The organism is Streptomyces sp. NPDC054883, assembly GCF_053610645.1.
This window is the reverse complement of the sequence record NZ_JBSGYT010000033.1, coordinates 17,499-39,972: the sequence shown is the minus strand read 5'-3', so window position 1 is coordinate 39,972 and position 22,474 is coordinate 17,499. Positions and strand designations below refer to the sequence as shown.

Here is a 22,474-nt window from a genome sequence, read left to right as displayed (position 1 = left end):
TGTGTCAGTCGTGTGACAAGACAACCTGGCCCCGGAACCGGAGTTGGCCGATCTGCGCCCCCGCCGTGACGCGCGCCAGGGGCGCGGCCGCGCCCGGGAAAAGCGGAACCCCGCGCCCTCCCGGGGAAGGTGCGGGGTTCGGCGCGGACGGCCGGTGGGATCAGCGGCCCGCGCGGTTGACGGCGGAGATGACGGCCTTCAGCGAGGCGCGGGTGGTGTTGGCGTCGATGCCGATGCCCCACAGGACGCGGCCGTCGATCGCGCACTCGATGTACGAGGCGGCGACGGCGGAGGCGCCCTCGCTCATCGTGTGCTCGGTGTAGTCCAGCAGGCGGGCGTCGACGCCGATGCCGGCCAGCGCGTCGAAGAAGGCCGAGATCGGACCGTTGCCGGTGCCGGTCAGGACGGTCTCGCCGCCGTCGACCACCGCCTCGACGGTCAGCGTGTCGGTGCCGTCCTTGTCGGTGGCGGTCGAGCCGGAGCGCAGCTGGATGCGGCCCCACGGGTTCTCCGGGTTGGGCAGGTACTCGTCCTGGAAGACGTTCCAGATCGCCTTCGGCGTGACCTCGCCGCCCTCGGCGTCGGTCTTGGCCTGGATGATCCGGGAGAACTCGATCTGCATGCGGCGCGGCAGGTCCAGCTTGTGGTCGTTCTTCAGGACGTACGCGATGCCGCCCTTGCCGGACTGCGAGTTGACCCGGATGACCGCCTCGTAGGAGCGGCCGACGTCCTTCGGGTCGATCGGCAGGTACGGCACGGCCCACTCGATGTCGTCCACGGTCTTGCCCTGGGCGGCCGCGTCGGCCTCCATGGCGTCGAAGCCCTTCTTGATGGCGTCCTGGTGGGAGCCGGAGAAGGCGGTGTAGACCAGGTCGCCCGCGTAGGGGTGGCGCGGGTGGACCTCCATCTGGTTGCAGTACTCGCTGGTGCGGCGGATCTCGTCGATCTGCGAGAAGTCGATCTGCGGATCGATGCCCTGCGAGAACAGGTTCATGCCCAGCGTGATCAGGTCGACGTTGCCGGTGCGCTCGCCCTGCCCGAACAGGCAGCCCTCGATCCGGTCGGCGCCGGCCATCAGGGCCAGTTCGGCGGCGGCGACGGCGGTGCCGCGGTCGTTGTGGGGGTGGACGGAGATGCAGATGTGCTCGCGGCGGGTCAGGTTGCGGGCCATCCACTCGAAGCGGTCCGCGTGGGTGGACGGCGTGGAGCGCTCCACCGTGGCGGGCAGGTTCAGGATGATCTCGCGGCCCTCACCGGGCTGCCACACGTCACAGACGGCCTCGCAGACCTCCAGGGCGAAGTCCAGCTCGGTGTCGGTGAAGATCTCGGGGCTGTACTGGTAGCCGAAGACGGTCTCGGGGCCCAGCAGCTTGTCGGCGTACTCCATGACCAGGCGGGTGCCGTCGACGGCGATCTGCTTGATCTGCTCCTTGGAGCCGCGGAAGACGACCCGGCGGAAGGTCGGGGCGGTCGCGTTGTACAGGTGCACGGTGGCGCGCTTGGCGCCGACCAGCGACTCCACGGTCCGCTCGATCAGGTCCTCGCGGGCCTGCGTCAGTACGGAGATGGTGACGTCGTCGGGGATCGCGCCCTCTTCGATGATGGAGCGGACGAAGGCGAAGTCCGTCTCACCGGAGGAGGGGAAGCCGACCTCGATCTCCTTGTAGCCCATGCGCACCAGCAGGTCGAACATCTCGCGCTTGCGGGCGGGGGTCATCGGGTCGATCAGCGACTGGTTGCCGTCGCGCAGGTCGGTGGACAGCCAGCGGGGGGCCTTGGTGACGCGGGCGTCCGGCCAGGTGCGGTCCGGGATCTCCACCTGCTCGTAGAAGCCGTACTTGTGGATGGGCATCCCGGACGGCTGCTGCGTATGGGTCGCGTTCGTGATGGGCGTGGGGCGACCTGCGAAAGTGTGCTGGCTCATGGCGTGGGGCTCCTCGCGTGTCCGCGTGTAGTTCGCTGGGACGGCCGACGGCGGTCGTAAATCCGCAACACCAGACTCCGCGGGGAGGGGGCCGGCCTACGACTACAGACCCTCGCCGCGGCAGCTAAGGAGAAGCAGCCCGAAACGCATGATGGGCCGAGCCTAGCGGAGCCGCGCCGTAGCGCGAGGACCTGTTTCAGTATGCAAGACCCTGTGGTCCGTTTTGTACCCTTTTGTGAGTTAAGACTCCTTATGGAACCTTGCGCACAGGGAATGTCCGGCCGATCCGTCAACGCGGCGTGACGGCTTTCAGACAACCGAATGAATCATGGTCGCGATTAGTGACAGGACCGTCACGCACTGCCACATTGCGCACATGGATGCCACTCTTCGCCCCGGCCACCCCGTCTTCTGCACGGTCGTGCCGCCCCACCTCCTGGACCGGATCGCCCGCTCCGAGGACACCCGCCGCGCCGACACCGCCCAGCGGACCCTCGAACACGACGCCGCCCTGCGCACCCGCCGCCGGGTCACCACTGTCCGGGGCATCGCCCCGGCGCTCGGAACGCCCGTCTCCGACCAGCCGCAACGGACGGTCTACGACGCCTCGCACCGCACCCGGCTGCCGGGCACGAAGGTGCGCGCCGAGGGCGACGAGCCGACCGGCGACGCGAGCGTCAACCGCGCCTACGCCGGGCTGGGAGCCACGTACGAATTGTTCCTCAAGGGGTTCGGGCGCCACTCGATCGACGACGCGGGCCTGCCGCTGGACGCGAGCGTCCACTACGGGCAGGACTACGACAACGCCTTCTGGGACGGCCGCCAGATGGTCTTCGGCGACGGTGACGGCGACCTGTTCCTCGACTTCACGGTGTCCGTGGACGTGATCGGGCACGAGCTGACCCACGGCGTCACCCAGTACACGGCCAACCTGGAGTACCGCGGCCAGTCGGGCGCGCTGAACGAGTCGATGTCGGACGTGTTCGGTTCGCTGATCAAGCAGTACTCGCTGGGGCAGACGGCCGACCAGGCGGACTGGCTGATCGGCGCCGGCCTGCTCGGGCCCAACGTCACCGGGGTCGCCCTGCGCTCGATGAAGGCGCCGGGAACCGCGTACGACGACGACGAACTCGGCAAGGACCCGCAGCCCGCGACGATGGACGGCTACGTCAGCACGCACGGCGACAACGGCGGCGTGCACATCAACTCCGGGATCCCCAACCACGCGTTCTACATCGTGGCGAGCGAACTGGGCGGCAAGGCCTGGGAGCGCGCCGGGCGGATCTGGTACGACACGCTGACCGGCGGCGAACTCGCCTCCGACGCCGACTTCGCGGACTTCGCCCGGCTCTCGGTGGCCGCGGCCGTCGCCCGGTACGGGGAGGGCGGCGCGGAGCACCAGGCCATGCAGAAGGCGTGGTCGGCGGTCGGGCTGGGGTAGAAGCCCGGACATGCGGATTCTGGTGGTACGGACGGGCGGCTTCGCGGGCATCGAGCGCCGGGCCGAGGTGGACACCTCGGGCCGGCCGGACGAGAACGAGTGGCGGGCGCTGGCACTGCTGGCGCTGCGGCCCGGCCCGCCGGGGCACGGACCGGACCGGGTGCGGGACGGGTTCTCGTACCGGATCACGGTGGACGGGCGCACCGTGTCCTGCGCGGAGCCGTACCTGTCGGAGGCCCAGCGGAGCCTGATCACCCGGGTGCTCAAGGAGGGTGCGTAACGGCGCCGGGCAGAAAGTCGGATGACCGGCATCCGGGGCTTTGCTTGGATGACCGGATGACCACGCAAACGATCTTGACTTCGCTGGAGCAGTACTACGACGCGGCGCCGCGCGCGGGCGGCGCCCGGGCGGAGGATTTCGGTCCGCTGACCCTGTTCGTCCAGGAGGGCGCGGGCTGGCAGTACTACGCGCGGCCCACGCTCGGCGGCGCGGCAGCCTCCGTGGCCGACGTCGAACGGGTCCTGGCCCGCCAGCGGGAGCTGGGAGTGCCCGAGTCCTTCGAATGGGTGGCCGAAAACAGCCCCTCTCTCCGCGCCTCGGTGGAGGCTTCCGGGCTCCACGTGCACGCCCACCCGCTCATGGTCCTGGACACCTCCGAGCCGCTCCCGCCACAGCCGGGGGCGGCTCGGGTGCTCCGCGCCGACGACCCCCTGCTGGCCACCGCCGTGACGGTGCCGATGCTGGCCTTCGCGGCCCCGGGGACGGCCCTGGGCGAGGCCGGCCCGGCGGAGCTCGCCGCGGCTGCCGCGGATCCGGCGGTGGAGGTGACCCGTGCCTCGATCGCGGAGAAGATCGCGTCGGGCCGTACCGTGCTGGCCGCGGCGGTCCGGGACGGAGTGGTGCTGTGCTCGGGCCAGTACAACCCGGTCGGCGAGGTGGCCGAGATCGTCGGGGTGGGCACACTGCCGGCGGCCCGCCGCCAGGGGCTGGCCCTCGCGGTGACGGCGGCCCTGGTCGCGGACGCGCTCGCGCGGGGCGTGCGCACGGTGTTCCTCTCGGCCGGCGACGAGGACGTGGCCCGGATCTACGGGCGGGCCGGCTTCCGCCGGGTCGGGACGGCCCTGATCGCGGAACCCCGGGCGGCGGACGGCGCCTGACGGCCGGCCCGGCCCGGGGACCGCAGCTCGGGGCCGGCTCTTTGCCGGAACGGCAAGGTTGTTTGCCCTCCCGCGGCGGCCGGGCCGACCATCGGCGTACCGGTCACCGCACAGGAAGAGAGACCCCGATGCCCGAAGAAGCCGCGCACACCGTCCCCGAGGGCGGCGAGGAGTACTGGGACTCCCGCTACCGCGAGAGCGACCGCGTGTGGAGCGGCAGCGCCAACGCCGTCCTGGTCCGGGAGGCCGAGCGGCTCGCCCCGGGCCGCGCGCTGGACCTCGGCTGCGGCGAGGGCGCCGACGCCGTGTGGCTGGCCCGGCAGGGCTGGCGGGTCACCGCGACCGACATCTCCGGCGTGGCACTGGAACGCGCGGCGGCGCACGCGAAGGAGGCGGGGGTCGGCGACCGGGTCGACTGGCAGCGCCACGACCTCGCCCTGTCCTTCCCCGAGGGGGAGTTCGACCTCGTCTCCGCCTGCTTCCTGCACACGTACGGGGACTTCCCGCGCGAGCGGGTCCTGCGCAGGGCCGCCGCCGCCGTGGCCCCGGGCGGCATCCTGCTGGTCGTCGGCCACGCGGGCTGGCCGTCCTGGCACGACCACCCCGACCACTCGGTGCACTTCCCGAGCCCGGACGAGGTCGTGGCGCAGCTGGAGCTGCCGGAGGGCCGGTGGGAGGTGCTGCTCGCGGAGGAACACGAGCGGATCCAGACCCGCCCCGACGGCCGGCCGGGCCCCCGCACGGACAACGCGGTCAAGGTCCGGCGGGTGTCCTAGGGGGTGTCCGACCCTGATCCGTCGGACACCCCGTAGCCCCGCCGGGGCGGCGGAGGGCCGGCCCCGGAAGACATCAGAAGCCGAGCTTGCGCAGCTGCTTCGGGTCGCGCTGCCAGTCCTTGGCCACCTTGACGTGCAGGTCGAGGAAGACGGGAGTGCCGAGGAGCGCCTCGATGTGCTTGCGCGACTTCATCCCGACCTCCTTGAGGCGGGAGCCCTTCGGGCCGATGATGATGCCCTTCTGGCTCGGCCGCTCGATGTAGACGTTCGCGTGGATGTCGAGCAGCGGGCGGTCCGCCGGACGGTTCTCCCGGGGGATCATCTCCTCCACGACCACCGCGATCGAGTGCGGGAGCTCGTCGCGCACGCCCTCCAGCGCGGCCTCGCGGATGAGTTCCGCGACCATCACCATCTCGGGTTCGTCGGTGAGGTCGCCTTCGGGGTACAGCGGCGGGCTCTCCGGCAGCAACGGCGCGATCAGGTCCGCCAGCAGCTGGACCTGGGTGTCGCCGACCGCCGAGACGGGGACGATCTCGGCCCACTCGAAGCCGAGCTCCTCGGCGAGCCGGTGCACGGCGATGAGCTGCTCGCCCACCACCTTCGACTCGACCAGGTCGGTCTTGGTGATGATGGCGATCTTGGGGGTCTTCTTGATCCCCGCGAGTTCCTTCGCGATGAACTTGTCGCCGGGGCCGAGCTTCTGGTCGGCCGGCAGGCAGAAGCCGATGACGTCGACCTCGGCCCAGGTGGTCCGTACGACGTCGTTCAGGCGCTCGCCGAGCAGGGTGCGGGGCTTGTGCAGGCCGGGGGTGTCGACCAGCACCAGCTGGGCGTCGGGGCGGTGCACGATGCCGCGAACGGTGTGGCGGGTGGTCTGCGGCCGGTTCGAGGTGATCGCGACCTTGGTGCCCACGAGCGCGTTGGTCAGGGTCGACTTGCCCGCGTTGGGACGGCCGACGAAACAGGCGAAGCCCGCGCGGTGCGGGGCGGTGGGCTCGGGGGAACGATCGCTCATACGGGCCATTCTCCCCGATGCCGCTCCCAGCGCCGACCAGGCCACGGCCACGAGGGCCGGAGCGGCGCCGAGCCGGGGCCGCCGGGCGTGATCGGCGGCGCCCTCCGCGCCCGCTCCGGCGCCCTCGGCCCGCACGGTCAGCCGGGCCCGTTCCAGGGCGGGCGGACCGGCCCACGCGCTGCTCGGGCGCACCTCCTGGCCGGGCGGCAGCTCCGCGGGAAGACCGGCGAGCGGGCGGGCCACCGGGGTGCGGCCGGCCGCACCGGTCGCGGTGGGGGTGCGCGGGGGCGGAGCATGACGTTGCCGGGGTTCAGGCCGGTGTACGTGATCTGCGCACCGTTGCCGTCGGCGCGGACCCGGACGTCCCGGACGGCGAGCGCGGGGGCGGTGCCCGACGGCGTTTTGCGGCGGGCAGTACGGACCACCCCGTGGCCGGCGCCCCGCGCCGTCCCGGCGGCGCCCGCCGGCAGCGCCGCGAGCGGGACCGCCACGCCGAGGACCCACCGCCCGGGCGCCGTGTTCACGCCAGCGTCAGCACCGCCGTGTACGCCCCGGCCGGGGTCGCGGCCGACCGGTAGGTCACGGTGCCGGTGTCACCGCTTCGGCGCCGCGTCGTCCGCGGTGGTCCGGGCCGCCCGGACTCGTACGGCGGCAGGCAGTGCGTGGGGAACTCCTCCCGCCCCGGGACCGTTCCCTCTTCGGCGGCGGCCGCCAGGACGGCATCAATGCGCGGATCCCGCGTCGACTGGTGGTCCATCAGGAGACGGCCGGGAGTTCCCGACCGCCCGGAACGTCCTGCGGTACGCCGTCGGGCTCACCCCCAGCGCGGCCTGTACGTGCTTGCGCAGGGACTGCGCCGTCCCGAACCCGGTCTCCCGCGCGACCTGTTCCATCGGAAGCTCCGTCAGCTCCAGCAGTCGCCGGGCCCGTTCCACGCGCTGCGCGACGATCCACTCCCCCGGGCTCACCCCGGCCTCCTCGCGGAACCGGCGGGTGAACGTCCGTACCGACATGGCCTCCTGCCGGGCCAGATCGCTCAGCCGGATCGGCTCGTGCAGCCGGTCCAGCACCCAGGCCCGCGCGGCGGTGGTGCTGGCCAGCTGCGGCTCGGGCACCGGCCGCTCGATGAACTGCGCCTGGCCCCCGTCCCGGTGCGGCGGCACCACCGTCCGCCGGGCGACCTCGTTGGCGACGGCGGCGCCGTGGTCGCGGCGCACGATGTGCAGGCACAGGTCGATGCCGGCGGCGACCCCGGCGGAGGTCAGCACCTCCCCGTCGTCGGTGTAGAGCACGTCGGGGTCGACGAGCACCCGCGGGAACAGCCGCTGGAAGTGCTCGGCGGAGGCCCAGTGGGTCGTGGCGCGGCGGCCGTCCAGGTACCCCGCGGCGGCCAGCACGTAACCACCCGTACAGATGGAGACGAGCCGGGTGCCGGGCCGGACGTGGTGCAGGGCGGCGCCGAGATCCTCAGTCAGCCTGCCGTGCTCGTACACCGGCCCGAGTTCGTAGGAGGCCGGCACCACGACGGTGTCGGCCGTGCCGAGCAGCTCGGGGCCGTGTTCGACGTGGATCGCGAAATCGGCGTCCGTGGGCACCCGCCCCGGGGACAGGGCGCAGGTGAGGATCTCGTACAGCGGCCGCCCGGCCGGATCCTTGGCCCGGCCGAAGATGCGGTGCGGGATGCCGAGCTCGAAGGGCAGCAGTCCGCCGAGGGCGAGGACCACGACCCGGTGCGTGCGGGGCTTCATGGCCCGATCGTAGCGAAGCATGACACTCAGGCCACTGTCGGGGCCTGCCCGGCGACCGGAAAGCTGTTCCCGTGACTCAGACAGCGCCCACGCCCGCCTCCGCCGCCGACCCCGGTTCCCCCCCTCCTCCGCGCACGCCCGGAGGCGTCCACCGCGCCTGGTTCGTCGCGGCCGTCGCGTTCGTGACGATCGTCGGCGCCGCCGCCTTCGCCTCCCTGCCCGGGCTGCTCATCGAGCCGCTGCACGAGGAGTTCCACTGGTCGCGCGGCACCATCGGCTTCGCCGTCTCCGTCAACCTCGCCCTGTACGGGCTCACCGCACCCTTCGCGGCCGCGCTGATGGACCGTTTCGGCATCCGCCGGGTCGTGGCGCTGGCCCTGCTCGTCATATCCGGCGGGGCGGTCGCCACGGTGTGGATGACCGCGGCCTGGCAGCTGGTGCTGCTGTGGGGGGTGCTGGTCGGTCTGGGCAGCGGCTCGATGGCCATGGCGTTCGCCGCGACCGTGACCAACCGCTGGTTCACCGCCCGCCGGGGGCTGGTCACCGGGATCCTGACCGCGGCCGGCGCGTCCGGGCAGCTGATCTTCCTGCCGTTGCTGTCCTGGCTGGTGGAGCACCACGGCTGGCGCCCCGGCGCGGTGACCGTCTCGCTGGCCGCGCTGGTCGTGGTCCCGTTCGTGTGGCTGCTGCTGCGCGATCACCCCGCGGACGTGGGGCTCGCGCCGTACGGAGGCACGTACGCGGCCAAGCCCGCACCGGTCCGGGGCGCGGCGGGGCGAGCGGTGTCGGTGCTGTTCGAAGCGGCCCGGACCGGCCCCTTCTGGCTGCTGGCCGGCACCTTCGCGATCTGCGGCGCCTCGACCAACGGGCTGGTGCGGACCCACTTCGTGCCCGCGGCCCACGACCACGGCATGCCGGTGACGGCGGCGGCGGGGCTGCTGGCGGTGGTCGGCGTGTTCGACGTGGTCGGCACCATCGCCTCCGGCTGGTTCACCGACCGGTTCGAGGCGCGCCGGCTGCTGGCGGTGTACTACGCCCTGCGCGGCGTCTCGCTGCTGTTCCTGCCGATGCTGATGGCGCCGTCCGTGCACCCGCCGATGGTGTTCTTCATCGTCTTCTACGGCCTGGACTGGGTCGCGACCGTCCCGCCCACCATCGCGCTGTGCCGGGAGCGGTACGGGGAGGACAGCGCCATCGTCTTCGGCTGGGTCCTGGCCTCGCACCAGGTGGGCGCGGCGCTGGTGGCCTTCCTGGGCGGCCTGGCGCGGGACGCCTTCGGCTCGTACGACCTGGTCTGGTACGCGGCGGGCGCGCTGTGCGCGACGGCCGCCCTGATGGCCATGGTCATCCGCCGCCGGGCCGGTGATCATTTGACGGTATGACCCTGCCTCGCCGCGCCCTTGCCGCCCTCGACCGGTGCAACGCCGCCCACCCGTGGGACCACAACGCCCACTACCACCGCTGGATCCTGCGGCAGCTGCCGAAGCGGTGCGCGAGGGCACTGGACGTCGTTCCGGGAGCGGCGACCTGGCCCGGCTCCTGGCCGCCCGGGCCGCCGCGGTGCCCGGGATCGACGCGGACCCGGCGATCGCCGCCCGGGCCCGCGCGCTGACCGCGGACGACCGGGTGGCCTTCGCCGTCGGCGACGCGCTGACGGCGGTACCGCGTGGCCCGTACGACGTCATCACCTGCGTCGCCGCCGTCCACCACATGCCCCTCGGCGAGGCGCTGGCCGTCTTCCGCCACCACCTCGCCCCGGGCGGGACACTGGTGATCGTCGGAGTCACGCGGGCCGGAAGCGTCGGCGCCCCGGCCGGACGCGATGACGGCCCCGGCCCGCCCGCCCGTGATGACGTTCACCGAGGTCCGCGACCGGGCCCGCGCCGCACTGCCGGGCGCCCCCCTGCGCCGGCGCCTGTTCTGGCGGTACACGCTCGTACGGCGCGCACCGTAGGGACTTCAGCCCGCGGCGGTCGTGGACTTGAGGGTGCCGTCCGGGGCCGCCAGCAGGACCGGGGTGTCCGGACCGCCGAGGTCGCGGACGGCCGCGCGGTCGGCGTCGGCCGGGGCCTCGGCCGCGCTCACGACGGCGGCGGCCTCCAGGGACCGGGCCCCGCTCGCCACCGCCATCGCCACGGCCGTCTGGAGCGCGCTGAGCTTGAGGGAGTCCAGCTCCACCGTCCCGGCCACGTACGTGCGGCCCGTCTCGTCGCGCACCGCCGCGCCCTCCGGCACCCCGTTACGGGCCCGGGCGCTGCGCGCCAGTGTGATGATCTTGCTGTCCTCGGGGTCGATCCCGCTGTTGTCACTCATGGGCGAAAGCATAGGGAGCGCCCCGGCGACGTCTCGGGACGACCCCGCCGAGCCGCTACGGCCCGCCGTTCAGGGCCGGTCCAGCCGCAGCCGCTCGGCCTTCGGCAGTCCGGCGACGACCAGGTCGTACGAGTCCTCCACCAGCTCCCGGACCAGCCGGTCCGGCAGCCCGCCGACCGTCACCGTGTTCCAGTGCCGCTTGTTCATGTGCCAGCCCGGCGCGATCGCCTCGTGCTCGGCCCGCAGCCGGACCGCCGCCTCCGGCTCGCACTTGAGGTTGACCTTCAACGGTTCCGCGTCCAGCGCCGTCAGCGCGAACACCTTCCCGAGCACCTTGAACACCGAGGTCTCCGGCGTGAAGGGGAACTCCTCCACCGCCGCGTTGAAGCCGAGGCAGAACGCGCGCAGCTCCGCTGGGGTCATTCCGGCACCCCCGCGCCCTCGTCCGGCTCCGTGACCACCGGCTCCACCAGTACCGTCACGATCTTGTTCCGGCGCCCGGCCGGGGATTCCGCCGTCAGCCGCAGCGGTCGCCCGTCGGGCAGTTCCACCACCGCCGACGCGCCCGCGATCGGCACCCGGCCCAGCGCCTTGGCGAGCAGTCCGCCGACCGTCTCCACGTCCTCGTCGTCGAACGCCTCGACCTTGAACAGCTCCCCGAGGTCGGTGATGTCGAGCCGGGCCGTGACCCGGTAGCGGTCGTCGCCCAGCTCCTCGACCGGCGGGAGTTCGCGGTCGTACTCGTCGGTGATCTCGCCGACGATCTCCTCCAGGATGTCCTCGATGGTCACGATGCCCGCCGTGCCGCCGTACTCGTCGATGACGACGGCCACGTGGTTGCGTACGGACTGCATCTCGCGGAGCAGGTCACCGGCGTTCTTGGTGTCGGGTACGAAGACGGCCGGCCGTATCGCGGTCGACACGAGGTCGGACTCCGCCTCCCGGCTGATGTGCGTCTTGCGGACGAGGTCCTTCAAGTACACGATGCCGACGATGTCGTCCTCGTTCTCCCCGGTCACCGGGATGCGCGAGAAGCCGGAGCGCAGCGCGAGCGTCGTCGCCTGGCGGACCGTCTTGTACCGCTCGATGCACACGAGGTCGGTGCGCGGCACCATCACCTCGCGCACGAGGGTGTCGCCGAGTTCGAAGACCTGGTGCACCATCCGGCGCTCGTCGTCCTCGATCAGCGATTCCCGCTCCGCCAGGTCGACCATCGCCCGCAGCTCGGCCTCGGAGGCGAACGGTCCCTTGCGGAAGCCCTTGCCCGGGGTCAGCGCGTTGCCGAGGAGGATCAGCAGCTGCGGGATCGGCCCCATGATCCGCGCGAGCGGCACGAGTACGTACGCGGCCGCGGTCGCCGTGTTCAGCGGGTGCTGGCGGCCGATGGTGCGCGGGGACACCCCCACCGCCACGTACGACACCAGCACCATCACGCCGATGGCCACGAGCAGCGCGGTCCAGTTCTCGCCGAACTCGTCGAGGCAGACGTACGTGACGAGCACGCCCGCCGCCATCTCGCAGGTGACCCGGACGAGCAGCGCCACGTTGACGTAGCGGGTCGGGTCCCCGGCGACCTGCGCCAGCTTGGCGCTGCCGCGCCGGCCCTCCCGTACGGCCTGCTCCGCGCGGAAGCTGGAGACGCGGGCGATCCCGGACTCCGCGCAGGCCGCGAACCAGGCCACGACGACCAGCAGCACCGCGCCGCTGATCAGCTGCGGTGCGCCGGTCACGAGACGGTGGGGGCGGGGGACGGGCCGGTCAGGCCGCGCTCACCGCGCCAGCCGTCGACGATGGCCGCCTGGAGGCCGAACATCTCGGCCTTCTCGTCCGGCTCCTCGTGGTCGTACCCGAGCAGGTGCAGCACCCCGTGGACGGTCAGGAGCTGGAGCTCCTCGTCCATGGAGTGCCGCGTCGGCGCTTCCTCGCCCTGCCGCTTCGCCACCTCCGGGCACAGCACGATGTCGCCGAGCAGCCCCTGCGGGGGCTCCTCGTCGTCCTTCGCCGGGGGACGCAGTTCGTCCATCGGGAAGGACATGACGTCGGTGGGACCGGGCAGGTCCATCCACTGGATGTGCAGCTGCTCCATCGCCTCCTCGTCGACGACGATGACGGACAGCTCGGACAGCGGGTGGATCCGCATCCTGGTGAGCGCGTAGCGGGCGATGTCGAGGACCGCCTGCTCGTCGACCTCGATCCCGGACTCGTTGTTGACGTCGATCGACATGGTGCGCTGAGTTCTACTTCCGCTGGTAGCCGTGCCGGGACTGCGGGGAGTCCTGGCTGTCGTCGTACTTCTCGTACGCGTCGACGATACGGCCGACCAGCTTGTGCCGGACGACATCCTCGGAGGTGAGCCGCGAGAAGTGGATGTCCGGCACCCCGTCGAGGATCTCCTGCACCTGGCGCAGGCCGCTCTTGGCCCCGCCCGGCAGGTCGATCTGCGTGATGTCACCGGTGACGACGATCTTCGAATCGAAGCCAAGCCGGGTCAGGAACATCTTCATCTGCTCGGCGGTCGTGTTCTGCGCCTCGTCCAGTACGACGAAAGCGTCATTGAGCGTACGACCGCGCATGTAGGCAAGCGGGGCCACCTCAATGGTTCCGGCAGCCATCAGGCGGGGGATCGAGTCCGGGTCGAGCATGTCGTGCAGGGCGTCGTAGAGCGGACGCAGGTAAGGGTCGATCTTGTCGAACAGGGTGCCCGGCAGGAAGCCGAGCCGCTCGCCGGCCTCGACCGCGGGACGGGTCAGGATGATCCGGCTGACCTGCTTGGACTGCAGGGCCTGGACCGCCTTGGCCATGGCGAGGTAGGTCTTTCCGGTACCGGCTGGGCCGATGCCGAAGACGATGGTGTTCTTGTCGATCGCGTCCACGTAGCGCTTCTGGTTGAGCGTCTTGGGACGGATGGTCCGGCCGCGGCTGGAGAGGATGTTCTGGGTGAGCACTTCGGCCGGGGTCTCTTCGTGGCCGCCGTCGCCGCCGTTGCCCCTGCCGTTCGCCTTGAGCATGGCGATCGAGCGTTCCACTGCGTCCTCCGTCATCGACTGCCCGGTGCGGAGCACCAGCATCATCTCGTCGAACAGGCGCTGGATCAGGGCGACTTCCACCGCGTCGCCGATCGCGCTGACCTGATTGCCCCGAACATGGATGTCGGCCTTCGGGAAGGCATTCTCGATGACGCGCAGCAGAGCGTCACCAGAGCCCAGCACGGTCACCATGGGGTGCGTGGCCGGAACGGTGAAGTGGGCTCGCGCCTGCCCCGGCGCTGGGGTACGGGCTGTCGGTGTCTGAGTCATGGGCCGGCACTGTGGCCTGCGCATACCTCCCACTGAGGGGTCGCGCCGATCGTCGACCTCCGGACTACCAAGGGTACGACTCCCCGGCGCCATCCCCGAGGGCTTTTACGGGGCGCGGTTCCCGGGCCCCTCCGCCCCCCGGCCCGCGGCGCCCGCTACACGGAGGGCCGGAAGCCGATCGTCGGGACGGCCCGGCGGCGGGGGCCCGGCGGCGCGCCCGGGGGGACCAGGGCGTCCAGGAAGGCGTACCGGTCCCGCAGGGCCGCCGGGGCGGCGCGCCACCAGTGGGACACCTCCGGCCAGCCCGGGGCCGACAGGGAGCCGCCGAACTCCTGCACCGACAGGGCCGCCGTGAGCCCGGCGAAGGCCAGCCGGTCCGCCAGCGGCCATCCCGCCAGGGTGCCCGTGACGAAACCCGCCACGAACACGTCGCCGGCTCCGGTCGGGTCGAGGGCGTCCACCATGATCCCCGGGACCTCCGCCGTCTCCCCGGTGCGCCCGTCCACCGCGCAGGAGCCGTCCGCACCCATGGTCACCACCGCCACCGGCACCTTCTCCGCCAGCGCCCGGGCCGCCGCACGGGGGCACTCGGTCCGGGTGTACCGCATGGCCTCGCCCGCGTTCGGCAGGAAGGCCTCGCAGTGCTCCAGGTCCGCCAGCGCCCCGAGGTCCCAGCGGCCGCTCTCGTCCCACCCCACGTCGGCGAAGACCCGGGACCCCTGCCGGGCGGCCTGCGCGATCCACTCCTCGCCGGCGCCCGGGCCCAGCGAGGCCACGGCCGCCCTGGCCCGCGGCGGGCACTGCGGGAAACGGCCGGGACCCGCCGGGAGGGGCGGCTCGTGCCCGTGGGAGACCATCGTGCGCTCGCCCTCGTACGCCATGGAGACGGTGACGGGGCTGTGCCAGCCGGGGATCTTGCGGGACATCGACAGGTCGATGCCCTCGCCCTGTTCCAGCGCGTCCCAGCAGTACTCGCCGTAGTGGTCGTCGCCGAAGGCCGCGGCCAGCGAGGTGCGCAGGCCGAGCCGGGCCAGCGCGGCGGCCATGTTGGCGACTCCGCCCGGGCTGGAGCCCATGCCGCGGGCCCAGGACTCCGTGCCGCGGACGGGGGCCGAGTCGAGGCCCGTGAGGATGATGTCGAGGAAGACGGTGCCGGTCAGGAAGACGTCGCAGCCCGGCTCGTGGGGATCGCGCACCGGACCGAGCGGGTCCAGTCTCGATTCCGGGCTGGTGCGGCTTTCCCGACTGGTCACGGTGTGCTCTCCGTTTCGTGCGTGTGCGGCCGGTGTGCGCGAGGTCCGTTCCCGGCGGCGGCGATCACCGGTGTCCGAGCGCGGACGAACCGGAACCCAGTGTGACGCACATCACCATACGAGCGCTCGGATCCGGCCGGATCCGGGACCTCAGGCCCGCTTCGGCAGCGGAACCCGGACGAGGTCCGCGGCGATCGTCAGTTCGCCCTCGAAGCCCGCACCCCGCGCCTGCCGTTCGAACTCCCCGGGGTCGGAGTAGCGCTGCGAGAAGTGCGTCAGCACCAGGTGCCGGACGCCCGCGTCCCGGGCCACCCGGGCCGCCTGTCCGGCGGTGAGGTGGCCGTGGTCGGCGGCCAGCGCCACGTCCTCGTCCAGGAACGTCGACTCGATCACCAGCATGTCGCAGCCCTCGGCGAGCGCGTCCACGCCCGCGCACAGCCGGGTGTCCATCACGAAGGCGAACCGCTGCCCGCGCCGGTGCTCGCTGACCTCGTCCAGGCTGACCCCGCCGAGGCTCCCCTCGCGCTGGAGCCGGCCCACGTCCGGCCCCTCGATCCCGTGCCGCGCCAGCAGCTCCGGCACCATCCGGCGCCCGTCGGGCTCGGTGATGCGGTAGCCGAAGGACTCCACCGGGTGCGAGAGCCGCCGGGCCTCCAGGGTGTACGAGGCCCCGCTCGCCAGCGTCCCGTCGGCGGCCACCGGCTCCTCGCCCAGCCGTACCGTCTCCCGGTAGGCGGTGGCGTAGCGGAGCCGGTCGAAGAACTTCTGCCCCGAGGCCGGGTAGTGCGCGGTGACGGGGTGCGGGACCTGGTCGAGGTTGATCCGCTGGATCACCCCGGCCAGGCCGAGGCTGTGGTCACCGTGGAAGTGGGTGACGCAGATCCGGTTGATGTCGTGCGCGGCGACCCCGGCGCGCAGCATCTGGCGCTGGGTGCCCTCGCCCGGGTCGAAGAGGATGCCCTCGCCGTCCCAGCGCAGCAGGTAACCGTTGTGGTTACGGGCCCGGGTCGGGACCTGGCTGGCGGTCCCCAGGACCACGAACTCGCGTACGGACACGGCTTATCCGGGGGGCCACTGGAGGCCGCGGCCGCCGAGGACGTGCGCGTGGGCGTGCCAGACGGTCTGCCCGGCGCCGGCGCCGGTGTTGAACACGATCCGGTAGCCGTGGCCGGCGACCTCCTCGTCGGCGGCGATCTGCCCGGCCTCGCGGAGCACGTCGGCGGCGATCGCCGGCTCGGCGGCGGCGAGCGACGCGGCGTCGGGGTAGTGCACCTTCGGGATGACGAGCACGTGCGTGGGCGCCTGCGGGTTGATGTCCCGGAAGGCCACGGTCGTCTCGGACTCGCGGACGACCGTCGCCGGGATCTTCCCCTCCACGATCTTGCAGAACAGGCAGTCCGCCTGCGGTTCCCCGGCCATTGCTGCGCCTCTCGTGACGTTGATCGGTCGGGGCATCGTAACCGGCGCGGTGATCCCCCGGCTCGTGACCGGCTCGATCCCGCGCCCCCGCTCCGGCGTCAGCCCCAGCGGCCCGTACGGGCCAGCAGGACCGCCGTCGCGGCCGTACCGGCGGTCGAGGTCCGCAGGACCGAGGGGCCCAGGCGGTACGGGTGGGCCCCGGCCGCCGCGAAGGCGGCGAGTTCCTCCGGCGAGACCCCGCCCTCCGGGCCGACCACCAGGACGATGGAGCCCGTGGCGGGCAGCTCGGCGGTGGCCAGGGCGCCCGAGGGGGTGTCGCGGTCCTCGTGCAGGACCACGGCCAGGTCGGCTCCGGCGAGCAGCGCCGCCACCTGCTTCGTGGACAGGGCTTCGGCCACCTCCGGGAAGCGCACCCGCCGGGACTGCTTGCCCGCCTCCCGGGCGGTGGCCCGCCACTTGGCCAGGGACTTGGCGCCCCGCTCGCCGCGCCACTGGGTGATGCACCGGGACGCCTGCCAGGGCACGATCGCGTCGACGCCGGTCTCGGTCATCGTCTCGACGGCGAGCTCGCCGCGGTCGCCCTTGGGCAGGGCCTGCACGACGGTGATCCGCACGGCGGGCTCCGGCTCCTCGAAGACCCCGGACACGGCGACGACCAGCCGGTCCTTGCCCTCCGCCGCCTTCACGACGCCCTCGGCCCAGCGCCCCCGGCCGTCGGCGAGGACCACCGCCTCGCCCGGGGTGAGCCGCTTGACGGACACCGCGTGCCGCCCCTCGGGACCGTCCAGCACGAACTCCGGCCCCGCGGGGACCTCCTCGACCACGAACACCGGGGCCGTCATGACGCTCTCCTCATCTGCATGCCCTGCAACGCACTCTGCGCCTCGACGAGTTCCGCCGCCAGCACCTCCACCAGTTCCCCGGCCGGCAGCGCCCGCGCCAGCCGGTGCCCCTGCCCCGCCCACAGCGCCATGCCCTGCGGATCCCCGGCGGCGGCGGCCGCCTTGCGCAGTCCCGCCGTCAGGTGGTGGACCTGCGGATAGGCGGCCGGGGCGTACGGGCCGTGCTCGCGCATGAAGCGGTTGACCAGCCCCCGGGCGGGCCTGCCGGAGAAGGCCCGGGTGAGTTCGGTGTGCGGGAACAGCGGGTTCGTCAGCGCCCTCTTGTGCAGGGGGTCGGCGCCCGACTCGGGGCAGGCCAGGAAGGCCGTGCCGAGCTGCGCGGCCGCGGCGCCCGCCGCGAGCAGCGCCGCGATCTGCGCCCCGCGCATCACGCCGCCCGCCGCGATGATCGGCAGGGCCACCGCCTCCCGTACCGCCGTGACCAGTACGAGCAGGCCGACGCCCGCCGTGCCGTCGGTCTCCGGGTCGTCACGGTGGGTGCCCTGGTGGCCGCCCGCCTCGACGCCCTGGACGCAGACCGCGTCGGCGCCCGCGGCCTGGGCGGTACGGGCCTCCTCGACGGCGGTCACGGTGACGACGGTGTACGTGCCGGCCTCGCGCAGCCGGGTCAGGACGGCGGCCGGGGGGCAGCCGAAGGTGAAGGACACCACCGGGACGGGGTCCTCCAGGAGGATGGCGAGCTTGGCGTCGTAGCCGTCGTCGTGGCTGCCGACGATGTCGTCCGCCGCCAGTGACACCTCGTACCAGCTCGCTTCCCCGGCCAGCTGGCCCCGGTACGTCTCGACGGCCGCGGGGTCGACGTAGCCGGTCTGCGGCATGAACAGGTTGACGCCGAAGGGCCGCCGGGTGAGCGCGCGCAGCTGCTTGACCTCCTGGTACATCCCGTCGGCGGTCTTGTAGCCGCCGGCCAGGAAGCCCAGCCCGCCCGCCTCGCACACGGCGGCGGCGAGCGGCGGACAGGAGGCGCCGCCCGCCATGGGGGCCTGCACGATCGGGTACGGGGAGAGACCGTTCGGCGCGGTGGACATGCCCTGCATCGTGCCATGTCCCGCGCACCGGGCCGAATCACCGCATTCGCCTGGCATAGTCCGCTTCCCGGCGCCGGCCGGCCGGGCCGCGCACCCCGTCCCGGCCCTGGTCCGGGGACGCCGCGAGCCCGGACCGGGGCGTTCCCGGGCCGGGCTCGTACGCGGTGCGGCGGGCCGGTCAGCGGCCGTTGAACGCGTCCTTGAGACGGCTGAACAGACCCTGCTGGCCCGGCGCGAACTGGCCCGTCGGCCGCTCCTCGCCGCGCAGCTTGGCCAGCTGGCGGAGCAGGTCCTCCTGCTGGGCGTCCAGCTTGCCGGGGGTGGTGACCTCGACGTGGACGATCAGGTCGCCCCGGCCGCCGCCGCGCAGGTGGGTGACGCCGCGGCCGTGCAGCGGGATCGCCTGGCCGGATCCGGTGCCGGGCCGGATGTCGATCTCCTCCAGCCCGTCCAGCGTCTCCAGCGGACACTTGGTGCCCAGGGCCGCCGCCGTCATGGGGATGGTGACCGTGCAGTGCAGGTCGTCCCCGCGCCGCTGGAAGGTCGGGTGCGCCAGTTCGTGGATCTCCACGTACAGGTCGCCGGCGGGGCCGCCGCCGGGGCCGACCTCGCCCTCGCCCGCCAGCTGGATCCGGGTGCCGTTCTCGACACCGGCCGGGATCTTGACGGTGAGGCTGCGGCGGGAGCGCACCCGGCCGTCGCCCGCGCACTCGGGGCACGGGGTCGGGACGACGGTGCCGAAGCCCTGGCACTGCGGGCAGGGCCGCGAGGTCATGACCTGGCCCAGGAAGGACCGGGTGACCTGCGACACCTCACCGCGGCCGCGGCACATGTCGCACGTCTGCGCGGAGGTGCCGGGGGCGGCGCCCTCACCCGAGCAGGTGGTGCAGACGACGGCCGTGTCGACCTGGATGTCCTTGGTCGTCCCGAAGGCCGCCTCGTCCAGCTCCAGGTCCAGGCGGATCATGGCGTCCTGGCCGCGGCGCGTGCGCGAGCGCGGTCCGCGCTGCGAGGCCTGGCCGAAGAACGCGTCCATGATGTCGGAGAAGTTGCCGAAGCCGCCCGCCCCGAATCCGCCCGCGCCGCCGCCACCGCCCGAGGAGGACAGCGGGTCGCCGCCGAGGTCGTAGACCTGCTTCTTCTGCGGGTCCGAGAGGACCTCGTAGGCCGCGTTGATCTCCTTGAAGCGCTCCTGCGTCTTCGGATCCGGATTCACGTCCGGGTGGAGTTCGCGCGCGAGGCGGCGGAAGGCCTTCTTGATCTCGTCCTGCGATGCGTCGCGGCGCACGCCGAGAACGGCGTAGTAGTCCGTGGCCACTTACGACTCCGCCAGGATCTGTCCGACGTAACGTGCCACTGCGCGTACCGCTCCCATCGTTCCGGGGTAGTCCATGCGGGTCGGTCCGACCACGCCGAGTTTGGCGACTGCTTCGCCGCCCGAACCGTAACCGACCGAGACGACGGACGTGGAGTTCAGTCCCTCGTAGGCGTTCTCATGCCCGATCTTCACGGCCATTCCCGACTCACTGGCCTCGCCGAGCAGCTTGAGGAGCACGACCTGCTCCTCCAGCGCCTCCAGCACCGGCCTGATCGTCAGGGGAAAATCATGTCCGAACCGCGTGAGGTTGGCGGTACCGCCGATCATCAGCCGTTCCTCCGCCTCCTCCACCAGCGTCTCACGCAGGGTCGCGAGGACGGCCTTGACCGTCGCCCGGTCCTCGGCCTCGAAGGACTCCGGAAGGTCCTGTACGAGCGGCGGCACGTCGGTGAAGCGACGGCCGACGACCCGGCTGTTGAGGCGCGCCCGCAGGTCGGCGAGCGAGGTCTCGGCGAAGGGGGTCTGGCAGTCGACGAGCCGCTGCTCGACCCGCCCGGTGTCCGTGATCAGTACGAGCATCAGCCGCGCGGGCGCCAGGGACAGCAGCTCCACGTGCCGGACGGTGGAACGGGTCAGGCTCGGGTACTGGACGACGGCGACCTGCCGGGTGAGCTGCGCGAGCAGCCGCACCGTGCGCCCCACGACGTCGTCGAGGTCGACGGCGCCGTCGAGGAAGTTCTGGATGGCCCGGCGCTCGGGCGTCGACAGCGGCTTGACCCCCGCCAGCTTGTCGACGAAGAGCCGGTAGCCCTTGTCGGTGGGGATGCGCCCGGCGCTGGTGTGGGGCTGGGCGATGTAGCCCTCCTCTTCCAGCAGCGCCATGTCGTTGCGGACCGTCGCCGGGGAGACGCCGAGCCGGTGGCGCTCGGTGAGCGCCTTCGATCCGACCGGCTCCTCCGTCCCCACGTAGTCCTGGACGATGGCGCGCAATACCTCGAGCCTGCGTTCGCTGAGCACTCGTGCACACCTCCAGTGCGGTGGGTCGTCGCTGCGGTCGTTTCCGGTCGGTCCGGGCGGACCCTGCTGGCACTCTGCGCATCCGAGTGCCAGAGATCCCCCGGTCAGTGTACGGCCGGGTAGTGGGCTGCGGGCAAGGGCGGCCCGCCAGGGTAGCGTCCCCGCATGGACGTGCGTTGGGAAGAGGCGGGCTGGGAACGGCTGACCGGACGGGCCGGGAGGCGTCGGCTCCCGGTTTGGGACTGCACGGTGGGGCTGGTGGCGGGGGACGAGTCGGTCCTTCTGATCGACCCCGGCTCCAGCGTCCGCGAAGGCGCCGGGATCCGGGCGGAGGCGGAGCGGCTGACCGGCCGCCACGTGACCCATATCGCATTCACACACGGACATTTCGACCACGTACTGGGCGGCGCCGCCTTCTCGGGGGCCGAGTTCTACGGTGCGGTGGGACTGGACACCCACCTCGCGCTGGACCGGAACGCGCTGCGGGAGGACGCGGTCCGGCAGGGACTGGCGGCGGAGGAGGCCGCCGAGGCGGCGGACCTGATGCCGCTGCCGCGGCACCTGGTGTCCGGCGAGTGGACGTTGGAGCTGGGCGGCGTGCAGGTGCTGCTGGCCAACGTCGGGCCGGGGCACACGCGGCACGATCTGGCGGTCTTCGTGCCGGGTGAGCGGGAGACCGTCTTCTGCGGGGACCTCGTGGAGGAGTCGGGCGAACCCCAGGCGGGCCCGGACGCGGTCCCGGCACAGTGGCCGGCCGCGCTGGACCGGCTGCTCGCGCTGGGCGGGGACGACGCGCTGTACGTGCCGGGTCACGGAGCGGTGGTCGACGCGGCCTTCGTACGTGCGCAACGCGCCACACTGGCGGGGCGGTTCGGCGTGTCGGACGCGTGAGCGCGGGCCGTCTCGTACCGTCGGCCGGATGCGTGAGTACTCCCCCGATCTGACCCCGCAGTGGAAGCGCGCCAAGGCCGTGCCGGAGGTGCCCGCGGACCCCGGCCTGGTGGTGGAGGTGGCGGCCACCGGCTTCTGCGGCGCGGTGGTGGCCTGCGAGGCGGGCACGGTGACCCTGGAGGACCGCTTCGGCAAGCGCCGCGCGTTCCCGCTGGAGCCCCGCGGGTTCCTGCTGGAGGGCGCGGTGGTCACCCTGACCCGCCCGGCCCGTACGGCGTCGGCGCCCGCCCGTACCGCGTCGGGCTCGGTGGCCGTCCCCGGGGCGCGGGCGCGGGTGGCGCGGGCGGGGCGGATCTACGTCGAGGGCCGCCACGACGCGGAGCTGGTGGAGCGGGTCTGGGGCGACGACCTGCGGATCGAGGGCGTGGTCGTGGAGTACCTGGAGGGCATCGACGACCTCCCCGCCATCGCGGCGGACTTCGCGCCCGCACCGGACGCCCGGCTCGGCGTGCTGGTCGACCACCTGGTGCCGGGCTCGAAGGAGTCCCGCATCGCGGCCTCGGTGACCTCCCCGCACGTCCTGGTGGTGGGCCACCCGTACGTGGACGTCTGGCAGGCGGTGAAACCGTCGGCACTGGGCATCCCGGCCTGGCCGGTGGTCCCCCCGGGCCAGGACTGGAAGACGGGCATCTGCCGCGCCCTGGGCTGGCCGCCGAACACGGGAGCGGCCTGGCAGCACATCCTGTCCCGCGTGACGTCCTACAAGGACCTCGACCCCACCCTCCTGGGCGCGGTGGAACACCTCATCGACCACGTCACGGCCCCGGCCTAGCCCGGCCGGATCCAGCCCCGCCGGCGTTTGAGGCGCGGGGCCCGGGACCAAATCCAGCCCCGCCGGAGCTTGCCTTTCCAGCCCCGCCGGCGTTTGAGGCGCGGGGCCCGGGGCGGAGCCCCGAAAGCCCGGCGCAGCCGGGG

At 72.8% G+C, this 22,474-nt stretch carries 23 protein-coding genes and 1 pseudogene; 8 read left to right on the top strand and 16 right to left on the bottom strand.

Annotated elements, in window-relative coordinates; translation table 11 throughout:
* Positions 1 to 160: 160 nt before the first annotated feature.
* Positions 161 to 1,924: a 2-isopropylmalate synthase gene (gene leuA / locus ACWGH1_RS23285; protein WP_453353152.1), complete on the bottom strand. Its 1,764-nt coding sequence runs from the start codon at positions 1,922 to 1,924 to the stop codon at positions 161 to 163.
* A 376-nt stretch (positions 1,925 to 2,300) separates the two neighbouring features.
* Between leuA and ACWGH1_RS23280 the strand changes: the two genes are divergently transcribed.
* From ACWGH1_RS23280 to ACWGH1_RS23265, 4 genes are all read left to right on the top strand, one after another.
* Positions 2,301 to 3,365, top strand: a complete 1,065-nt coding sequence (locus ACWGH1_RS23280) for a M4 family metallopeptidase (RefSeq protein ID WP_453353153.1) — start codon at positions 2,301 to 2,303, stop codon at positions 3,363 to 3,365.
* 10 nt (positions 3,366 to 3,375) lie between these two features.
* The gene (locus ACWGH1_RS23275; protein ID WP_453353154.1) at positions 3,376 to 3,645 is read left to right on the top strand and encodes a protealysin inhibitor emfourin; all 270 of its coding nucleotides are present in this window, start codon (positions 3,376 to 3,378) and stop codon (positions 3,643 to 3,645) included.
* Positions 3,646 to 3,701: 56 nt separating this feature from the next.
* Positions 3,702 to 4,523: a GNAT family N-acetyltransferase gene (locus tag ACWGH1_RS23270; protein ID WP_453353155.1), complete on the top strand. Its 822-nt coding sequence runs from the start codon at positions 3,702 to 3,704 to the stop codon at positions 4,521 to 4,523.
* A 128-nt stretch (positions 4,524 to 4,651) separates the two neighbouring features.
* Positions 4,652 to 5,299, top strand: coding sequence for a class I SAM-dependent methyltransferase (locus ACWGH1_RS23265; protein ID WP_453408973.1), 648 nt, complete (start codon positions 4,652 to 4,654; stop codon positions 5,297 to 5,299).
* 73 nt (positions 5,300 to 5,372) lie between these two features.
* On the opposite strand, the gene era is transcribed toward ACWGH1_RS23265, so the two are convergent.
* From era to ACWGH1_RS23250, 3 genes are all read right to left on the bottom strand, one after another.
* Entirely contained in the window at positions 5,373 to 6,323 is a 951-nt protein-coding gene (gene era, locus ACWGH1_RS23260; RefSeq protein ID WP_453352413.1) for a GTPase Era, read from the bottom strand.
* Between the two features lie 511 nt (positions 6,324 to 6,834).
* Positions 6,835 to 7,071, bottom strand: coding sequence for a hypothetical protein (locus ACWGH1_RS23255; protein WP_453352410.1), 237 nt, complete (start codon positions 7,069 to 7,071; stop codon positions 6,835 to 6,837).
* Positions 7,037 to 8,062: a GlxA family transcriptional regulator gene (locus ACWGH1_RS23250; RefSeq protein ID WP_453352409.1), complete on the bottom strand. Its 1,026-nt coding sequence runs from the start codon at positions 8,060 to 8,062 to the stop codon at positions 7,037 to 7,039. Before ACWGH1_RS23250 ends, ACWGH1_RS23255 begins: the two co-directional genes overlap by 35 nt.
* A 71-nt stretch (positions 8,063 to 8,133) precedes the next feature.
* On the opposite strand from ACWGH1_RS23250, the gene ACWGH1_RS23245 reads away from it, so the two are divergent.
* A complete protein-coding gene (locus ACWGH1_RS23245; RefSeq protein ID WP_453352408.1) occupies positions 8,134 to 9,444 on the top strand; it encodes an MFS transporter in 1,311 nt (436 codons plus the stop codon).
* Positions 9,441 to 10,016 (top strand): annotated as a pseudogene (locus tag ACWGH1_RS23240) (class I SAM-dependent methyltransferase). Before ACWGH1_RS23245 ends, ACWGH1_RS23240 begins: the two are co-directional and overlap by 4 nt.
* A gap of 5 nt (positions 10,017 to 10,021) precedes the next feature.
* Here the strand turns inward: ACWGH1_RS23240 and ACWGH1_RS23235 are convergent.
* The 12 genes from ACWGH1_RS23235 to hrcA all read right to left on the bottom strand — a co-directional run bounded on the left by ACWGH1_RS23235 (position 10,022) and on the right by hrcA (position 20,608).
* Entirely contained in the window at positions 10,022 to 10,375 is a 354-nt protein-coding gene (locus tag ACWGH1_RS23235) for a cytidine deaminase (protein ID WP_453352407.1), read from the bottom strand.
* A 69-nt stretch (positions 10,376 to 10,444) separates the two neighbouring features.
* Positions 10,445 to 10,798 (bottom strand): MmcQ/YjbR family DNA-binding protein, encoded by a 354-nt coding sequence (locus tag ACWGH1_RS23230; RefSeq protein ID WP_453352406.1) that lies wholly within the window; start codon positions 10,796 to 10,798, stop codon positions 10,445 to 10,447.
* Entirely contained in the window at positions 10,795 to 12,105 is a 1,311-nt protein-coding gene (locus ACWGH1_RS23225) for a hemolysin family protein (RefSeq protein ID WP_453352405.1), read from the bottom strand. Before ACWGH1_RS23225 ends, ACWGH1_RS23230 begins: the two co-directional genes overlap by 4 nt.
* Positions 12,102 to 12,599, bottom strand: a complete 498-nt coding sequence (gene ybeY, locus ACWGH1_RS23220) for an rRNA maturation RNase YbeY (RefSeq protein ID WP_136215662.1) — start codon at positions 12,597 to 12,599, stop codon at positions 12,102 to 12,104. The genes ACWGH1_RS23225 and ybeY overlap by 4 nt, the downstream gene beginning before the upstream one ends.
* 13 nt (positions 12,600 to 12,612) lie before the next feature.
* The gene (locus ACWGH1_RS23215) at positions 12,613 to 13,671 is read right to left on the bottom strand and encodes a PhoH family protein (RefSeq protein WP_453352404.1); all 1,059 of its coding nucleotides are present in this window, start codon (positions 13,669 to 13,671) and stop codon (positions 12,613 to 12,615) included.
* A 155-nt stretch (positions 13,672 to 13,826) separates the two neighbouring features.
* Entirely contained in the window at positions 13,827 to 14,924 is a 1,098-nt protein-coding gene (locus ACWGH1_RS23210) for a carbohydrate kinase family protein (RefSeq protein ID WP_453352403.1), read from the bottom strand.
* 150 nt (positions 14,925 to 15,074) lie between these two features.
* A complete protein-coding gene (locus ACWGH1_RS23205; RefSeq protein WP_453352402.1) occupies positions 15,075 to 15,980 on the bottom strand; it encodes a ribonuclease Z in 906 nt (301 codons plus the stop codon).
* A gap of 3 nt (positions 15,981 to 15,983) precedes the next feature.
* The gene (locus ACWGH1_RS23200) at positions 15,984 to 16,343 is read right to left on the bottom strand and encodes a histidine triad nucleotide-binding protein (protein ID WP_453352401.1); all 360 of its coding nucleotides are present in this window, start codon (positions 16,341 to 16,343) and stop codon (positions 15,984 to 15,986) included.
* Positions 16,344 to 16,441: 98 nt separating this feature from the next.
* Positions 16,442 to 17,185: a 16S rRNA (uracil(1498)-N(3))-methyltransferase gene (locus tag ACWGH1_RS23195; RefSeq protein ID WP_453352400.1), complete on the bottom strand. Its 744-nt coding sequence runs from the start codon at positions 17,183 to 17,185 to the stop codon at positions 16,442 to 16,444.
* Positions 17,182 to 18,273: a nitronate monooxygenase gene (locus tag ACWGH1_RS23190; RefSeq protein WP_453352399.1), complete on the bottom strand. Its 1,092-nt coding sequence runs from the start codon at positions 18,271 to 18,273 to the stop codon at positions 17,182 to 17,184. Before ACWGH1_RS23190 ends, ACWGH1_RS23195 begins: the two co-directional genes overlap by 4 nt.
* A 178-nt stretch (positions 18,274 to 18,451) precedes the next feature.
* A complete protein-coding gene (gene dnaJ / locus ACWGH1_RS23185) occupies positions 18,452 to 19,591 on the bottom strand; it encodes a molecular chaperone DnaJ (protein WP_361310852.1) in 1,140 nt (379 codons plus the stop codon).
* Complete coding sequence (gene hrcA / locus ACWGH1_RS23180; RefSeq protein WP_136215669.1) at positions 19,592 to 20,608, bottom strand: heat-inducible transcriptional repressor HrcA; 1,017 nt, start codon at positions 20,606 to 20,608, stop codon at positions 19,592 to 19,594. It abuts the gene before it with no gap.
* Between the two features lie 165 nt (positions 20,609 to 20,773).
* On the opposite strand from hrcA, the gene ACWGH1_RS23175 reads away from it, so the two are divergent.
* Both ACWGH1_RS23175 and ACWGH1_RS23170 read left to right on the top strand, forming a co-directional pair.
* Positions 20,774 to 21,499: an MBL fold metallo-hydrolase gene (locus ACWGH1_RS23175; RefSeq protein WP_453352398.1), complete on the top strand. Its 726-nt coding sequence runs from the start codon at positions 20,774 to 20,776 to the stop codon at positions 21,497 to 21,499.
* A gap of 28 nt (positions 21,500 to 21,527) precedes the next feature.
* The gene (locus tag ACWGH1_RS23170; protein WP_453352397.1) at positions 21,528 to 22,331 is read left to right on the top strand and encodes a DUF3097 domain-containing protein; all 804 of its coding nucleotides are present in this window, start codon (positions 21,528 to 21,530) and stop codon (positions 22,329 to 22,331) included.
* Positions 22,332 to 22,474 lie beyond the last annotated feature (143 nt).

Bases quoted from the DNA above. Each gene is read 5' to 3' on its own strand.
- leuA (WP_453353152.1), bottom strand. From the start codon at position 1,924: ATGAGCCAGCACACTTTCGCAGGTCGCCCCACGCCCATCACGAACGCG.
- ACWGH1_RS23280 (WP_453353153.1), top strand. From the start codon at position 2,301: ATGGATGCCACTCTTCGCCCCGGCCACCCCGTCTTCTGCACGGTCGTG.
- ACWGH1_RS23275 (WP_453353154.1), top strand. From the start codon at position 3,376: ATGCGGATTCTGGTGGTACGGACGGGCGGCTTCGCGGGCATCGAGCGC.
- ACWGH1_RS23270 (WP_453353155.1), top strand. From the start codon at position 3,702: ATGACCACGCAAACGATCTTGACTTCGCTGGAGCAGTACTACGACGCG.
- ACWGH1_RS23265 (WP_453408973.1), top strand. From the start codon at position 4,652: ATGCCCGAAGAAGCCGCGCACACCGTCCCCGAGGGCGGCGAGGAGTAC.
- era (WP_453352413.1), bottom strand. From the start codon at position 6,323: ATGGCCCGTATGAGCGATCGTTCCCCCGAGCCCACCGCCCCGCACCGC.
- ACWGH1_RS23255 (WP_453352410.1), bottom strand. From the start codon at position 7,071: ATGGACCACCAGTCGACGCGGGATCCGCGCATTGATGCCGTCCTGGCG.
- ACWGH1_RS23250 (WP_453352409.1), bottom strand. From the start codon at position 8,062: ATGAAGCCCCGCACGCACCGGGTCGTGGTCCTCGCCCTCGGCGGACTG.
- ACWGH1_RS23235 (WP_453352407.1), bottom strand. From the start codon at position 10,375: ATGAGTGACAACAGCGGGATCGACCCCGAGGACAGCAAGATCATCACA.
- ACWGH1_RS23230 (WP_453352406.1), bottom strand. From the start codon at position 10,798: ATGACCCCAGCGGAGCTGCGCGCGTTCTGCCTCGGCTTCAACGCGGCG.
- ybeY (WP_136215662.1), bottom strand. From the start codon at position 12,599: ATGTCGATCGACGTCAACAACGAGTCCGGGATCGAGGTCGACGAGCAG.
- ACWGH1_RS23215 (WP_453352404.1), bottom strand. From the start codon at position 13,671: ATGACTCAGACACCGACAGCCCGTACCCCAGCGCCGGGGCAGGCGCGA.
- ACWGH1_RS23200 (WP_453352401.1), bottom strand. From the start codon at position 16,343: ATGGCCGGGGAACCGCAGGCGGACTGCCTGTTCTGCAAGATCGTGGAG.
- ACWGH1_RS23195 (WP_453352400.1), bottom strand. From the start codon at position 17,185: ATGACGGCCCCGGTGTTCGTGGTCGAGGAGGTCCCCGCGGGGCCGGAG.
- ACWGH1_RS23190 (WP_453352399.1), bottom strand. From the start codon at position 18,273: ATGTCCACCGCGCCGAACGGTCTCTCCCCGTACCCGATCGTGCAGGCC.
- ACWGH1_RS23175 (WP_453352398.1), top strand. From the start codon at position 20,774: ATGGACGTGCGTTGGGAAGAGGCGGGCTGGGAACGGCTGACCGGACGG.
- ACWGH1_RS23170 (WP_453352397.1), top strand. From the start codon at position 21,528: ATGCGTGAGTACTCCCCCGATCTGACCCCGCAGTGGAAGCGCGCCAAG.